Genomic DNA, 14626 nt, shown 5'->3' on the forward strand with positions numbered 1-14626 from the left:
GCGGCCCGACTGGTTTTCAGCCGGCGCCACGCCGGACCGAAGTCGAGACCGCGATGCAGCACTCCGCCCGCTGGAAAACCCTCCTCGTCTGGCTCGCCCTGGTGGCGAGCCTTCTTGTCATCCTGCCGAGCCTCGTGCCGGCGCGCATGGCAAATGGCCTGCCGGACTGGCTGGCCTCGCACCGCCTCGTTCCGGGCCTCGACCTTACCGGCGGCTCGCGCCTCGTCCTTCAGGTCTCCCGCACCGATATCGCCGACGAGCGGCTGCGCGCCGGCGTCGAGACGATCGGCAACGCGCTGCGCGCCGCCGCCGTTCCCTATGGCGATCTCAATGGCGCGGAAGACACGATCGACGTGACCGTCACGGCCGCCGACCGCATCGACGCGGCGCGCCAGACCCTGACGGGTCTTGGCCTCGGTACGCTCAGCGAACCCGCGGGCGGCCAGTTCCGCATCGTCCTGCCGGCATCCGCCGTCGAAGAGGCGGCCAGCGCCGCTTCGCTCGGCGCCGTGGATGCCGTGCGCCGCCGCGTCGAAAGCCTCGATATTCCCGCGCTGCTGGTGGCGCGCGGCGAGCGCGACCGCATCGTCGTCTCCATGCCGGGCCTGACCGATCCGCAGCGCGTCAAGGACATGCTGGCGCAGGTCGGCCGGCTCTCCGCCCGGCTGGTCGACAACAGCATGCCGGTCAACCAGGCCATCGAGGACGGCGCGCCGGCCGGGTCCGAAGTGCTCTATTCCACCGGCGAGCCGCCCGTCGGCTATCTCGTGAAGAAGGACGACCTCTTCACCGCCGTGGATGTCGCCTCCGCCCAGCCCGCCGCCAATGGCGAACCCTTCATCGAATTCGTGCTGAAGGGGGATGCCGCCGAGCGGCTCGCCGCCTTCACGCGGGAAAACAGCGGCCGCACCATCGCCATCCTGCTCGACGGCCAGGTCATCTCCACCTCCGATATCAAGGGCGCCATCACCGATGGCGTCGGCCGCCTTTCCGGTGATTTCGACGCGGAGGGGGCGGCGAACATCGCGCGCATCGTCGCGAGCGGCCCGCTGCCGGCCCCGCTCACCATCATCGAGGAGCGCTCCATCGAGCCGGCCCTCGGCACGACCTCGGTCGGCACCGTGCTGCTCGCCCTCGTCGTTGCCGTCGCCGCCGTCGTCGCCTTCATGACGCTGTTCTACGGCGTGCTCGGCGTCATCGCCTCCTTCTCGCTGTTCTTCAACGTGCTGATCACCTTCGCGGCGCTGGCGCTGATCGGCGTGCCGATCTCGCTGTCGATGATCGCGGGTGTCGTGCTGACGGTCGGTCTTGCGGTCGATGCCAGCGTGCTGATCTTCGAGCGCATCCGCGAGGAAACCACCAAGGGCCGCTCGCTGCGTGACGCCATCGCCATCGGCTTCGGCCGGGCGCGCGCCACCGTGCTCGATGCCTCCGCCACCATGCTGATCGCCGTGGCGGTGCTTTTCGTGCTGTCGGCCGCGCCGGTGCGGGCCTTCGCGCTTGCCGTCGGCATCGGTCTTCTGGCCACGCTCTTCACCACCTTCACGCTGACGCAGGGCCTCGTGCGCGCCTGGCTCGGCCGCAGCCACGCGACGCATCTGCCGAAGGGCGTGCGCACGGGCCTGTTCGACCGGCTCAACCTGCGCTTCATGGCGGTGCGCAACGTGGTGTTCCTGGCGACGGCCGTGCTGTCGCTGGTGATTGCCGGCCTGCTGACGCTCGGCGAACTGCGGCTCGGCATCGACTTCACCGGCGGCGCTGCCGTCGAGATCCAGGCGAAATCCGGCGAGGTCGATCTCTTCGACATTGCCGCGCGGCTGGCCGATGCCGGCATCGAGGTTCTCGACGTCGACACCCATGGCGATCCGCGCCGGGCGCTGGTGCGGCTCACCTCGCAGGGCGAGGGCGAGAATGCCGAACAGACCTCCGTGCTCGTGGCGCGCGGCGAGCTTGAGGACGCCTACGACTTCCGCCGCGTCGAAGTGGTCGGCCCGGCCATTTCGGGGGAGTTGATCGACACCGCCACGCTCGGCTTCGTCGCCGGTCTCCTGGCGCTCGTCGCCTACATCTGGATCCGCTTCGAGTGGCATTTCGCCATCGGCGCGGTGATCGCGCTCGCCCATGACGTCTTCTTCACGCTCGGCTTCCTCGCCATCGCCGACATCGAGTTCAACGTCAGCGCCGTCGCGGCCCTGTTGACGGTCGCCGGCTATTCGCTGAACGACACGATGGTGGTCTACGATCGCATCCGCGAGAATCTCCGGCATTTCAAGCAGATGCCGTTGCCCATCCTCATTGACGACGCCATCAACCGCACCCTTTCGCGCACCGTCCTCACCTCGGCGACGACGCTGATCGCGCTCGCGGCGCTTGCCGTCTTCGGCGGCGAGGCGATCCGCACCTTCGCGCTGACGCTGCTCTTCGGGGTGGCGATCGGCACCATCTCCTCTATCTACATTGCCGGACCGATCCTCATCCTGTTCCGCCTCAGGCCGGAGCGCTACCGCCCGGGCAAGGGCGGCGCGGGGACGGCGCCGGAGGCAACAGGAAACAATGGCTAAGGGCATCGAAATCCGGGAGGCGCATTTCCCCGGACGTGCGCCGATCGACGCATATGGCAATGGCGGCTTCCGTTTCGCCGACATGTCGCACCGCGGCTCCATCCTCTGCCTGCCCTCGGGCATTCACGGCTGGGACAAGGAAGAGGGCGCGCCGCTGACCGTCGCCGATCTCCAGCGCGTGCTGGACGAGGCGGGCGAGATCGAGGTGCTGCTCGTCGGCACCGGCAAGGAAATCCGCCCCCTGCCGCCCGAAATAAAGGCGGCGCTGACGGAGCGTCGCATCCGTTCGGATCCGATGAGCACGGGCGCCGCCGTGCGCACGTTCAATGTCATGCTGGCCGAGAGCCGGGCGGTCGCCGCCGCGCTCATCGCCGTTTGAAGCCGGTTTTTCTCGTGACCGATCCGAAAACCGATCCCTATGCGCATGGCCTGACGGTGCTCCGCGATACCGATCGCGACCGCTATCTCGCCTGCCTTCTCGCTCCGCCGGAAAAGCGCGGCGCGCTTGCCGCGCTCTATGCCTTCCATGCCGAGATCGCCCGCGTGCGCGACGTGGTGCGCGAGGCGCTGCCCGGCGAAATCCGCCTGCAATGGTGGCGCGACGTGCTGGAAGGCACGGCGGAGGGCGATGCATCCGCCAATCCGCTCGCCGTCGGCCTCATGGCCTGCGTCAGGGAGCACCGGCTGCCCGTTGCCGTGCTGACCGACATGACCGAGGCGCGCATCTTCGACGTCTACAACGACCCGATGGAAAGCCGGGCGGCGCTGGAAGGCTATGCCGGCGAAACCGCCTCGGCGCTCATCCAGCTCGCAAGCCTCATTCTGGACCCGCAGGGCGCGCCGAAATCCGCCGAGGCTGCCGGCCATGCCGGCGTGGCGCAGACGGTCGCCGGCCTGCTCCTGATGCTGCCGATCCACCGCCGGCGCGGCCAGGTCTATCTGCCGGCCGATCTTCTCGCCGCGACCGGTCTTACGCCCGAAGCGCTGCTTGCCGGCGACGACAGGGCCGCCGCGGCGCGCGCCATCGAGGCCTTTGTCGGCCTCGGCCGCGAGCATTTCGCCAAGGCGAAGCGCGTCGGCGGCGTTGCGCCGGCGAATCGCCCGGCCTTCCTGCCGGTCGCGCTCGTGCCGCATATCCTCGATGCGGCGGAAAAGGCGGGGGCCGATTGCCTCGAACGCTCCCTCGTGCCGGCGCAGTGGCGGCGGCAATGGTGGATGTGGCGCGCCGCGCGCCGCGGGCCGTTCTGAGGCCGGCCGGCGGCAAAGCGTTATGCATGTTTGCGGCCGGTGCTTGACGGGACGCAAAACTGGCGCAAGCCTTGTCGGCTACAGCGACGGGACGTTTTTCGTGGAGGAGTGGAGCCGATGCTCTGGACCATCACCATCGCCTGCCTGCTGGTGGCCGGCCTGATCTTCCGCCAGAGTTTCCGCACGCGGAGCGAGGCGCCTGAACTGGCCGGCGAGGACGCTGGCCTTGCCATCCTCGAATTCGGCCGGGCATTTCCCGAGGAGGCGATCCGCGAGATGATCGCCACCACGAACGGCCGCACCGTGTTCCTGCGCCTGCATGACGGCAAGGCCGGCTGCATGCATGCCCATGGCCATCACTATACCTGCCACCTCATCGAGCCGGGCACGGTGCGCGTGTCCAGCGCCGGCCCGAAGCGGCTGACCGTACAGTTCACCGATGCCTCCTTCGAGGGCGGCACGTTCGAATTCGCAAATGAGAAGAAGGCGGCAGAGGTTTCGCTCTGGCTGCTCGGCAGCTTCAGGCCGAATCTCTCCGGCAGGGCCGAGGTCGCCGGTCAGCCGAGCTGACCGGCGGATTTTCCGGCAATCAGCGGCCCAGCCAGCGGGCGCAGTCTTCCAGCGCGCGGGCGGCGGTCGCCTGCTTCTTGGCGAGCGCCTTGTCCTTGCCGCGGAAGCGCTTCATGCCCTCGGGCTTGGTCAGCGTGCCCGGTTCCAGCGGCGGGAACAGGCCGAAATTGACGTTCATCGGCTGGAAGGAGCGTTTGCCCGGCTCGTCGTCGGAAACGATGTGGCCGCCGGTGATATGGGTCAGCAGCGCGCCGAAGGCCGTGGTTTCCGGCGGCAGCGACGGCGTCTCGCCGCGGCGCTCGGCGGCGGCGAAGCGGCCGGCGAGAAGGCCGATGCTGGCGCTTTCCACATAGCCTTCACAGCCCGTGATCTGCCCGGCAAAGCGCAGGCCCGGCCGGTCCTTCAGCGCCAGCGACGGATCGAGCAGCGTCGGGGAATTGATATAGGTGTTGCGGTGCAGGCCGCCGAGGCGGGCGAATTCCGCGTTTTCAAGGCCGGGAATGAGGCGGAAGATCTCCGCCTGCGCGCCGTATTTCAGCTTCGTCTGGAAACCGACCATGTTGTAGAGCGTGCCGAGGGCATTGTCCTGGCGCAGCTGCACGACCGCGTAGGGCTTGACCGTCGGGTTATGCGCATTGGTGAGGCCCATGGGCTTCATCGGCCCGTGGCGCAGTGTCTCGCGGCCGCGCTCGGCCATCACCTCGATCGGCAGGCAGCCGTCGAAATAGGGCGTGCCTTCCCATTCCTTGAAGCCCGTCGTGTCGCCGGCGATGAGCGCGTCGATGAAGGCATTGTACTGCGCTTCGTCCATCGGGCAGTTGATATAGTCCTTGCCCGTGCCGCCGGGGCCGACCTTGTCGTAGCGTGACTGGAACCAGCAGGTGTCCATGTCGATGCTGGCCGTGTGCACGATGGGCGCGATGGCGTCGAAGAAGGCGAGCGAATCGGCGCCGGTGCGCGCCTGGATGGCTTCGGCGAGCGAAGGCGCGGTGAGGGGGCCGGTGGCGATGATCGCCTGGTCCCAGTCCTCCGGCGGCAGGCCCGTCACTTCCTCGCGGGTGATGGTGATCAGCGGATGGTTTTCCAGCGCGGCGGTCACGGCGACGGAAAAGCCGTCGCGGTCGACGGCGAGCGCGCCGCCGGCCGGCACCTGGTTGGCATCGGCCGAGCGCATGATCAGCGAACCGGCAAGGCGCATTTCGGCGTGCAGCACGCCGACGGCATTGCTGGTGGCGTCGTCCGAGCGGAAGGAGTTGGAGCAGACGAGTTCGGCAAGGCCGTCCGTCTTGTGGGCATCCGTGCCGCGCACGCCGCGCATTTCGTGCAGGATGACGGGGATGCCGCTCTCGGCGATCTGCCAGGCGGCTTCTGAGCCGGCAAGGCCGCCGCCGATGACATGGATGGGGCTTTGGGAAGAGGTCTGGGTCATGGGCGGTTCGTTACCATGGCGGCCGGCGCATTCCAAGGAAAAGCGCGGCGGGACTTGCTATGCCCAGAATCAAAAACGGCACCCTCATGGTGCCGTTTGAAGCGTTCCTCGCGCGTCGCCGTTTCCGGCCGCAGCGGCGGAAACCGGCTATGTCTTAGCGGAACGAACGCGAAGCGATGTCACGGATGTCGTAACGGGTCAGGCCGATGTCCGAGAGCGTGTGGTTCGACAGGTTGCCGAGTTCGTTCAGGGTGCGGCGGTAGGAAATCCAGTTCTTTGCAATGCGGATCGGGTTCATGGTCGTCTTCCTCGAAGTGTTTGGCCGGGAGGTCTGTCTCACCGGTTCGTGACGCCTGTATACGCGAACTGTCTATTAGTGTGCAGTGCAAAGAAGATGCAGCTGCTATGCATTTGTGCAATAAGGCCGCCACAATGGCGCCAAAAACATCAAAAGCGCCTTTATTTCAGGTGGATAGGCGCGGCTTTCCGATGCCTTCCAAATGAGCTGTTTTGTCGCGAATAAGAAATTGCGACATTGTGCGCCGCAAAAAGACGAGCAGAAACGAAAACGCCCTCCGGCAAAACCGAAGGGCGTTTGAAAATCATCCGAAAGGATCGATCGGCTTACTTGGCAGCCTTGCGAGCGATGTAAGGGATATCGCTGCGGCCGATGCCGAGGTCGCGCAGTTCACGGTCCGTCATGCGGCCGAGTTCGCTGACCGTCTGACGATACTTGCGCCAGTTGTTGAAAGAGCGTGCCAGGTTCATGTCTATACCCCTTTCTTGGGCTTCGTACTGAGCGGCCGCTCATCCTTGGCGCCGCCCTGATCTGTTGATGGGGAATATACGCTGCGCCGCAAAAAAGAACAGCGCTGCTATAGCAGGGCACCTATGCAATTGGCGCATGTCAAGCATAAATTTGGGCGAAATTCTGGTCAAATTTCCAGCTTTTGGCCACAAAGGTTAAGATTGTTATGCGCTGAGGGATTGGTGCGGCGCAAAAGAAAAACCCGCCGGGGGAGGAGATCCGGCGGGCTTTTCAATTTCGATCGGCGGCTTGGGAGGAGGAGGGGCCGCCAATCCTGTCGGGGACGAGGGAGGAGAAGATCGTCGCCCGATCGATGAAGCCAACATAGCTCGCCTCGGCCTGCATCTGTAGCGCGGGATGCGAATGGCACCCATGCGCAGGCGGCATGCGTCGGGGAGGAGGAAGGGGCCGATTGCGCGATCGATGGGCGAAAGGCGGCGTGCAGCGCAAAAAATAACGCCCGCTGGGGGAGGAGATCCAGCGGGCGTCATAATGGCGATTGGCAACTGGGAGGAGGAGTGTTGCCAATCCTATCGGAGGGACGCTGGGAGGAGGAGTGCGTCGCTCCGAATTCTGTCGATCTCCGTTGCCGGAACATCGGGTCTTTCGGCATCATGCCGGGCGTTCGACCAATTCCCTTGCCCGTCGGCCGCGTCCGGTAAGGCGCCTTGCTTCGGGGCTGGATCGCTTTTGATCCGATGACCGCAGAATAGCGGGATTCGCGGTTTTGTGCAGTGCAATATGAGCATGGATGGCATGCGCCTTGTGCATGTCTCCCTATCCAGGTTGTGTAAGGTACGTATTAGTAAACTTCCTGTACATATCCTTGCCTCGCGGATTTCCGAGGAATTTCACGGCAATTGCGAATTTCTCGCCGTCCTCTATCGTTCCTGCTGACGAGACCGGATTCGATCCGGCGGACTTGCAAAGCCAAGCGGAGCGAAACGAATGTACAGGGGCAGGCTGGAGCGCGACCTCAAACTCTGGACGACGCAGGGCCTGATCGATGCCGGAACGGCCGGGCGTCTGCTGAAGGAATACGATTCCCGCGAAAGCTCCTTCAGCCTTGGCCGCGTGCTGATGATCATCGCGGCGCTGCTCCTGTCGGCCGCCGTGCTGCTGCTCGTCGCTGCCAATTGGGACGCGATCCCGCGCCTCGTGCGGCTCGTCGGCATCGTCGGGCTGATCTGGGGCGCCTATCTTGCGGGCGGCGTGCTCATTCAGCGCGGCGCCGAGCGACTGGCGGCCGCCTTCCTTGTGCTCGGCACGCTCGCCTTCGGCGGCGCCATCGCGCTGGTCGGGCAGATGTATCACCTGTCGGGCGATACGTTCCAGGCGATGCTCGTCTGGTTCGCCGGCGCCGTCGCGGCCGCCGCGCTCTTCCGCTCCGGCGCGGTCACGGCGATTGCCGGTTTTCTCGCCTTCGCCGTCGCGGGCTTCGACTGGACGCAGTCTTCCAATGCCGACGAGACGGTTCTCTTCTGGCTGATGCCGCTGATGGCCGTCATCATCATCCTCCTGGTGCGCTACACCGGCGCCGACCGCGTCCGGCATCTTGCCTATCTGCTGCTCGTCGCCTGGCTTGCCTATATCTATGGAGAGAACGAGACGCGCACGACGGCCATCGCCATCGCGTCCTTCGGCGCCATCGCCTATCTCCTGGCCGCCGTGCCGCAATCGCCGCTTCATGCCTTGGCCCGCAGCGCAGGCGCTGCGCCCGCCTTCTATGCCTATCTCGTGCTGATGCTCGGCCTCATGGCGCTGCATGCCGAATTCGGCGGCGTTGCGGACCGGCTGTTCATCGGCATCGTCACGCTCGGCGCGGCCATCGTCGGCATCGTTCTCTCCGGCAAGGAGAACGGCGCGGTGCGCTATCTCGGCTATGCCATCTTCGCCGCCGAAACGCTCTATCTCGCTTCGGAGACGATCGGCTCGATCATCGGCACATCCGGCTTCTTCCTCATCTCCGGTCTCGTCGTGGCGCTGATCGCCTGGGCAGTGATCGTGCTGGAGCGGCGCCTCGCCAAGTCTGAAACCAGGGCGGAGGCCTGACCATGACCGCATCCCGCTTGTTCCGTCTCCCGCCGGTCGCCGCCGCCATCATCGCCGCGGCGCTGCAGACCGCCGTCATCGGCTATATGGTCGAAAGCCGCGCCTCGATCCTGCGCAATGGCGCCGATATCAAGCTGAAGACCCTGCCGGTCGATCCGCGCGACTTGCTGCGTGGCGACTATGTGATCCTGTCCTACCCGATCTCCACCATTTCGAAATCCATCGTGACAGGCGAGATGCCGCAGGGCGGAACGCGCGCGCGCCTCAACGTGCGCCTGAAGCCCGGCGCCGACGGGCTGTGGACCGCGACGGAGGCGAGCTTCGGCGCGCTCGCCCCTCAGGAGGGCAGCGTCGTGCTGCGCACCCTGCCGCTCGATTTCTACACCTCCGTCGCCGGCGGCCTGCCCGATACATTCTTCGTCGAATACGGCATCGAGCGCTATTACGTGCCGGAAGGCGAGGGCAAAGTGCTGGAGGACGGCCGCAACCAGGAAGAGCTGGAAGTGGAGGCGCGCGTCTCGAAGGATGGCACGCCGCAGATCGCCCGCCTCGTCCTCAGGGGCGAGCCCGTTTACGACGAACCGCTCTATTGAGCCCAAAAGGCCGGGAAAGGGCGGGTTTGCCGCGCATTTTTCCTTTGATCCGCCGAAAACGGGTGATATAGAGACGCCGCGCTCGGAAGGCGCCATGGGAGCGGCCCGGCCGCCCGTGGCAAAAGGGTTTCTGAGACGCGGGTATGGTGAAATTGGTAGACACGCCAGATTTAGGTTCTGGTGCCGCAAGGCGTGGGAGTTCAAGTCTCTCTACCCGCACCAGAGCCACCAAACGCGGAAACTGAGCGTTCCGCGTGGCGTGGAGCATTTCAGCGCGCCATTTTGCTTGCCAAAAGGCCACCGAATTCAGTAAAGCCACTGCCGGCAAATGGACCGGCGGGGTGCTCGCCATAACCGGCAGGCCGGTTTGAGCACCGCCAACTCGAAATGAAGGTTTGAACATGCAGGTTATCGAAACGCTCGCTGAAGGGCTGAAGCGCGAAATCAAGGTCGTTATCTCGGCCAAGGACATGGAAGCTCAGATGAACGAGCGTCTTGAGGACGTGAAGGGCCGTGTCCGCATCAACGGCTTCCGTCCGGGCAAGGTGCCCTTCGCCCATCTGAAGAAGATGTACGGCAAGTCCGTCATGGCCGAACTCGTCAACGAGATCGTCCGCGAACGCCCGTCGGCGATTCTCTCCGAGCGCGGCGAAAAGTCCGCTACGCAGCCGGAAGTCGCGATGACCGAAGACCAGGCCGAAGCGGAAAAGATCCTCAACGGCGAAGCCGATTTCGAGTTCACCCTGTCCTACGAAGTCATTCCGGCCATCGCGCTGAAGGACAATTCCGGCATCGCCGTCACCCGCGAAGTCGTCGAGATCGACGCCAAGGAAGTTGACGAGCAGATCCTGAAGATCGCCGAAAGCGCCCGCACCTACGAAACCAAGAAGGGCAAGGCCGCCAACGGCGACCGCGTCACCATCGACTACCTCGGCAAGGTCGACGGCGTTGCCTTCGACGGCGGCAAGGACGAGGACGCAGAACTGGTTCTCGGTTCCAACCGCTTCATCCCGGGCTTTGAAGAGCAGCTCGTCGGCCTGAAGGCTGGCGACGAGAAGGTCATCACCGTCACCTTCCCGGCCGATTACCCGGCTGCGAACCTCGCCGGCAAGGAAGCCACCTTCGACATCAACGTCAAGGACGTCGCCGGCGCCGCCGACATCGAGATCAACGACGACCTCGCCACCAAGCTCGGCCTCGAATCGGCCGACAAGCTGCGCGAAATCGTCCGTGGCCAGATCGAAAGCCAGTACGGCTCGGTCACCCGCCAGAAGGTCAAGCGTCAGATCCTCGACCAGCTCGACGAGATGTACAAGTTCGACACGCCGGAGCGCCTGGTCGACGCCGAGTTCGAGAACATCTGGCGCCAGATCAACACGGACCTCGCCCAGTCGGGCAAGACCTTCGCTGACGAAGACACGACGGAAGAAGCCGCGCGCGAAGAATATCGCAAGCTCGCCGAACGCCGCGTCCGCCTCGGCCTCGTTCTCTCGGAAATCGGCGAAAAGGCCGGCGTCCAGGTAACGGACGAAGAAATGCAGCAGTCGCTCTTCCAGCAGCTCCGCCAGTTCCCGGGCCAGGAAAAGCAGATCATCGACTACTTCCAGAAGACCCCGGGCGCCGCAGCTTCGCTCCGCGCACCGATCTTTGAAGAGAAGGTCGTCGATCACCTGCTCGGCGAAATCAAGGTAACGGACAAGACCGTTTCCAAGGACGAACTGCTCGCCGACGACGAAGACGGCGCCGACAAGGACGCCAAGAAGGCGCCGAAGAAGAAGGCCGCCAAGGCTGAAGCTGCGGAAGGCGAAGAAGCCGCTCCGAAGAAGAAGGCCCCGGCCAAGAAGAAGGCCGCTGAAGGCGACGCCGAATAATCGGTTCCTGCCAGAACATTCCGGAAAGGCCGCCCTCGGGCGGCCTTTTTGCGTTTGGGGATGGGAGCTGTCGTTCACCGCGCGGATGCGCTGTGACCGGATACCGGATCAGGCCCGGCATGACGGAGGAAAGGTAGGCGGCGAGACATGATGGGCGAGCTTGTTGCCTGCCGGTCCACCATCCAGCAGCCCGAAAACCTCTCGTCCGTCACCCCAATGTCAGCAGCAGCGCCCGATGGTCCGAGACTTCAGGCGTTTCCACAACGGTGAAATCGGCGACCGGCGCGCGGGCGTTCACCAGCATGTAATCGGCGTAGCGGCCGGGCTTGGTGTAGAGCGATGTGCGGGTGTCGGTGAAGCCGTTGGTGGTGATGAGATCCGTCAGGCCGAGATCGGCGAGGGACTGGAAGGTGCGGCTCTCGGGCAGGAGGTTGAAGTCGCCGCACAGGATGAGGGCCTCGTCCTGCCGGTGCAGGCGGTCGATGAGGGCGATGAGGGATGCGGCCTGCGCGTCGCGGGCCGGCGTGTCGCTCTTGCCGCCGGTTTCGCGCAGGCCATGGAACTGCACGAGGCAGAGCGCGCGGTCCGCGCTGTAGTCGTAGAGGCGGAAGGCGTGGGCGTTGCGGGCGCGGGGATGCTCGCCGAAACCATGCGGGGAAAAGGCGCCATGGACGAAGTCGAGGGCCTGGCCGATGACCGCGATCTCCTGACGGATAAAGGTGGCGAGGCCGAATTCCTGATGGCAGGGATACTCACCGTCCAGAAGTTCGCCGCGGGCGGTCGGGGCGAAGAAGCCGTCATGGCCGGGCAGGGCGTTCGCGATCTCGCGGTAGAGATTGGCGCGCTGCTGGAGTTCCACCGCGCCATCGCGGTAGGTCAGCCATTCGGAGCGGGCGGCGACGGCGCGCGGCACCTCCTGCAGGCAATAGACATCCGCATCGACCTGCTTGAGATAGTCGAGAAGCGACGCATGGCGCATGCCGCCCCAGACATTCAGCGACAGGATTTTCATGGCGCTGCTCCTCTCTGCTATGCCGATGCCGCGTTGCCATGCCGGGTGGAACGCCTCGAAAGAAAGGCGTTCGCCGGAATGTGAAACGGGCGCTTACGCCTTCTGCGACAGGTCGCCCATGCGGTTCCAGGCGTCGAGCCCGGCGATCTTGTAGGCTTCGGCGAGCGTCGGGTAGTTGAAGGTGTTCTCGACGAAATACTCGACGGTGCCCTTCAGGTTCAAGACGGCCTGACCGATATGGACGAGCTCGGTCGCACCTTCGCCGACGATATGCACGCCGAGCAGGCGGCGGGTCTTCAGCGAGAAGATCATCTTCAGCAGGCCGGAATTGAGGCCCATGATGTGACCGCGCGAGGTCTCGCGGAACCGCGCCATGCCGCATTCGTAGGGAATGCCGCGCTCCTTGACCTCTTCTTCCGTCAGGCCGCAGGTGGAAATCTCCGGCACGGCATAGATGCCGTAGGGGAAGTATTTCGGCGGCTCCTTGGCGATGGCGCCGACGGCGACGCGAGCCGCGATGCGCCCCTGTTCCATCGATGTGGAGGCAAGGCTCGGGAAGCCGACGACGTCACCGGCGGCGTAGATATGCGGCACCTCGGTCTGGAAGGTTTCCGGGTTCACGCTGAGGCGGCCACGCGAATCGGCGCTGAGGCCGGCGGCGGCAAGGTTCAGGCTGTCCGTCGCGCCGACGCGGCCGGCGGCGTAGAGCACCATGTCGCAGGTGACGCGGCGGCCATTGTCCAGCGTGATCTCGCACTTGCCGTTGTCGAGCTTTTCCACCTTGTCGGCCGTCTGGCCGAGGATGAGCTTCATGTTGCGGTCGCGCAGCTCGTAGATGAAGTCCTCGACGATCTCCCGGTCGATGAAGTCGAGAATTGTCGGCTTCGGATCGATGACGGTGACCTGCGTATCGAGCGCGGAGAAGATGGTGGCATATTCGATACCGATGACGCCCGCGCCGATGACGGCGATGGAGCGCGGCAGTTCCTTGATGTCGAGCAGTTCGTCGCTGTCGAGGATGCTGACGCCGTCGAAGGGAATGCTGCTCGGGCGATAGGGCTTGGTGCCGACGGCGAGCATGATGCTCTTGCCGTTGACATGGATCGTCTCGCCGTCGTCCTTGACGATCTCCATCGTCTCGGACGTCAGGAATTTCGCCTTGCCGCGGATATGCTGCACGCGGTTGCGGGCGAACTGGTGTTCCAGCACCTCCACCTCGTGGTCGAGCGTGATCAGCAGGCGGCGGCGCAGGTCGTCGGCGCTGATTTCCTGCTTCACGCGGTAGGCGCGGCCGTAAAAGCCGCGCTCGCGCCAGCCGGAAAGGTTCAGCGCCGTCTCGCGCAACGTCTTGGAGGGGATGGTGCCGGTATGCACCGAGACGCCGCCGACGCGCTTGCCCTGTTCGACGACGAGAACCTTGCGGCCGAGCTTGGCCGCCTGGATGGCGCCGCGGCGGCCTGCGGGGCCGCTGCCCACGACAACGAGATCGTATTCCTGCATGTGAGATTGCCTCAGTCTTCCGCGGGAAGAATCATATTGCGTTGCAACAATTTTCTTCGCCGAGCGATTTTCGTCAACCGGATATGGCAGAGAACCGTTTCAATCGGATGAAGGAATGCCCCTCCGATTTCATTGGTTTTAAACGCGATTCCGGAGGCGGGGCCGCCGGCGGCATCGGCTCCGGATGCGGGGGAGTCTAGAGAAGTCGTAGCCCCTTGAGGCTGGCATGCCCGTCCTTGCCGATGATGATGTGGTCATGAACGGTAATACCAAGGGGGCGGGCGGTTTCCACGATTGTCTTCGTCATATCGATGTCCGCCCGCGACGGGGTGGGATCGCCCGAGGGGTGATTGTGGACGAGGATGATGGCGGTCGCGGACAGTTCCAGTGCGCGGCGCACCACCTCGCGTGGATAGACCGGCGTATGGTCGACCGTGCCGTGGCCCTGCACCTCGTCGGCGATCAGCACATTGCGCTTGTCGAGGAAGAGGATGCGGAACTGTTCGCGCGGCTCATGCGCCATGGCCGCGTGGCAATACTGGATGACCGAGGACCAGGAGCCGAGCAGGGTCTTGTTGCGGATCTCGCTCTTCAGCATGCGCTGGGCGACGGCGGAGATCAGCTTGAGATCGAGCGCCACGGTCTCGCCGATGCCGTTGACCTCCTGCAGCAGCGCGGGCGTTGCGCCGAAGACGCCGGAGAGCGTGCCGAAGCGCTCGAGCAGGCCCTTGGCCACCGGCTTCGTGTCGCGCCGGGGGATGAGGCGGAAGAGCAGCAGTTCGAGGATTTCGTAGTCGGCGAGCGCCGTGTCGCCATGGTCGCGGAAGCGGTTGCGCAGGCGCTCGCGATGGCCGTGATAGTGTTTGTCTTCCGTCGTGGCGGCGGACCTGGCCGATGCGCGCGCGGGGCGCCCCGGGACATCGTCGCCGGCAACGCCGAAGAGATCGTCGGCGGGCGCTGCGGCATCCTCCATCGCCGATGA

13 protein-coding genes and 1 tRNA gene are annotated in these 14626 nt (G+C 65.0%); 8 read left to right on the top strand and 6 right to left on the bottom strand.

Going from position 1 to position 14626, the window contains the following annotated elements:
- The first annotated feature begins 53 nt into the window (after window positions 1-53).
- From secD to V8U06_RS25870, 4 genes are all read left to right on the top strand, one after another.
- Window positions 54-2561 carry a protein translocase subunit SecD gene (gene secD, locus V8U06_RS25855; protein ID WP_427143121.1) on the top strand — a complete coding sequence of 836 codons (2508 nt, stop codon included), beginning with the start codon at window positions 54-56 and terminating at the stop codon, window positions 2559-2561.
- Window positions 2554-2940: an Mth938-like domain-containing protein gene (locus V8U06_RS25860; protein ID WP_226919268.1), complete on the top strand. Its 387-nt coding sequence runs from the start codon at window positions 2554-2556 to the stop codon at window positions 2938-2940. Before secD ends, V8U06_RS25860 begins: the two co-directional genes overlap by 8 nt.
- A 14-nt stretch (window positions 2941-2954) precedes the next feature.
- Window positions 2955-3809: a phytoene/squalene synthase family protein gene (locus V8U06_RS25865; protein WP_427143122.1), complete on the top strand. Its 855-nt coding sequence runs from the start codon at window positions 2955-2957 to the stop codon at window positions 3807-3809.
- Between the two features lie 117 nt (window positions 3810-3926).
- Window positions 3927-4379 carry a hypothetical protein gene (locus tag V8U06_RS25870; protein ID WP_226919266.1) on the top strand — a complete coding sequence of 151 codons (453 nt, stop codon included), beginning with the start codon at window positions 3927-3929 and terminating at the stop codon, window positions 4377-4379.
- A gap of 19 nt (window positions 4380-4398) precedes the next feature.
- Here the strand turns inward: V8U06_RS25870 and trmFO are convergent, their stop codons facing one another.
- The 3 genes from trmFO to V8U06_RS25885 all read right to left on the bottom strand — a co-directional run bounded on the left by trmFO (window position 4399) and on the right by V8U06_RS25885 (window position 6576).
- Window positions 4399-5808 (bottom strand): methylenetetrahydrofolate--tRNA-(uracil(54)-C(5))-methyltransferase (FADH(2)-oxidizing) TrmFO, encoded by a 1410-nt coding sequence (gene trmFO, locus V8U06_RS25875; protein ID WP_427143123.1) that lies wholly within the window; start codon window positions 5806-5808, stop codon window positions 4399-4401.
- 154 nt (window positions 5809-5962) lie between these two features.
- Window positions 5963-6106 carry a DUF1127 domain-containing protein gene (locus tag V8U06_RS25880; protein ID WP_119258352.1) on the bottom strand — a complete coding sequence of 48 codons (144 nt, stop codon included), beginning with the start codon at window positions 6104-6106 and terminating at the stop codon, window positions 5963-5965.
- 326 nt (window positions 6107-6432) lie between these two features.
- Window positions 6433-6576 carry a DUF1127 domain-containing protein gene (locus V8U06_RS25885; RefSeq protein WP_226919264.1) on the bottom strand — a complete coding sequence of 48 codons (144 nt, stop codon included), beginning with the start codon at window positions 6574-6576 and terminating at the stop codon, window positions 6433-6435.
- A 988-nt stretch (window positions 6577-7564) separates the two neighbouring features.
- Here V8U06_RS25885 and V8U06_RS25890 point away from each other — a divergent pair.
- From V8U06_RS25890 to tig, 4 genes are all read left to right on the top strand, one after another.
- Window positions 7565-8668, top strand: coding sequence for a DUF2157 domain-containing protein (locus V8U06_RS25890; RefSeq protein ID WP_427143124.1), 1104 nt, complete (start codon window positions 7565-7567; stop codon window positions 8666-8668).
- 2 nt (window positions 8669-8670) lie between these two features.
- Window positions 8671-9261, top strand: coding sequence for a GDYXXLXY domain-containing protein (locus tag V8U06_RS25895; protein WP_427143125.1), 591 nt, complete (start codon window positions 8671-8673; stop codon window positions 9259-9261).
- 137 nt (window positions 9262-9398) lie between these two features.
- Window positions 9399-9483 (top strand) — tRNA-Leu (locus V8U06_RS25900).
- A 179-nt stretch (window positions 9484-9662) separates the two neighbouring features.
- Window positions 9663-11132: a trigger factor gene (tig, locus tag V8U06_RS25905; RefSeq protein ID WP_226919260.1), complete on the top strand. Its 1470-nt coding sequence runs from the start codon at window positions 9663-9665 to the stop codon at window positions 11130-11132.
- A 208-nt stretch (window positions 11133-11340) separates the two neighbouring features.
- On the opposite strand, the gene V8U06_RS25910 is transcribed toward tig, so the two are convergent.
- The 3 genes from V8U06_RS25910 to radC form a co-directional block, all read right to left on the bottom strand.
- Complete coding sequence (locus tag V8U06_RS25910; protein ID WP_427143126.1) at window positions 11341-12144, bottom strand: endonuclease/exonuclease/phosphatase family protein; 804 nt, start codon at window positions 12142-12144, stop codon at window positions 11341-11343.
- A 93-nt stretch (window positions 12145-12237) separates the two neighbouring features.
- Window positions 12238-13644, bottom strand: coding sequence for a Si-specific NAD(P)(+) transhydrogenase (gene sthA, locus V8U06_RS25915; RefSeq protein WP_427143127.1), 1407 nt, complete (start codon window positions 13642-13644; stop codon window positions 12238-12240).
- Window positions 13645-13840: 196 nt separating this feature from the next.
- Complete coding sequence (gene radC / locus V8U06_RS25920; protein ID WP_427143144.1) at window positions 13841-14617, bottom strand: RadC family protein; 777 nt, start codon at window positions 14615-14617, stop codon at window positions 13841-13843.
- Window positions 14618-14626 lie beyond the last annotated feature (9 nt).

Source organism: Shinella sp. G-2, from assembly GCF_050172695.1.
GTDB lineage: Bacteria > Pseudomonadota > Alphaproteobacteria > Rhizobiales > Rhizobiaceae > Shinella.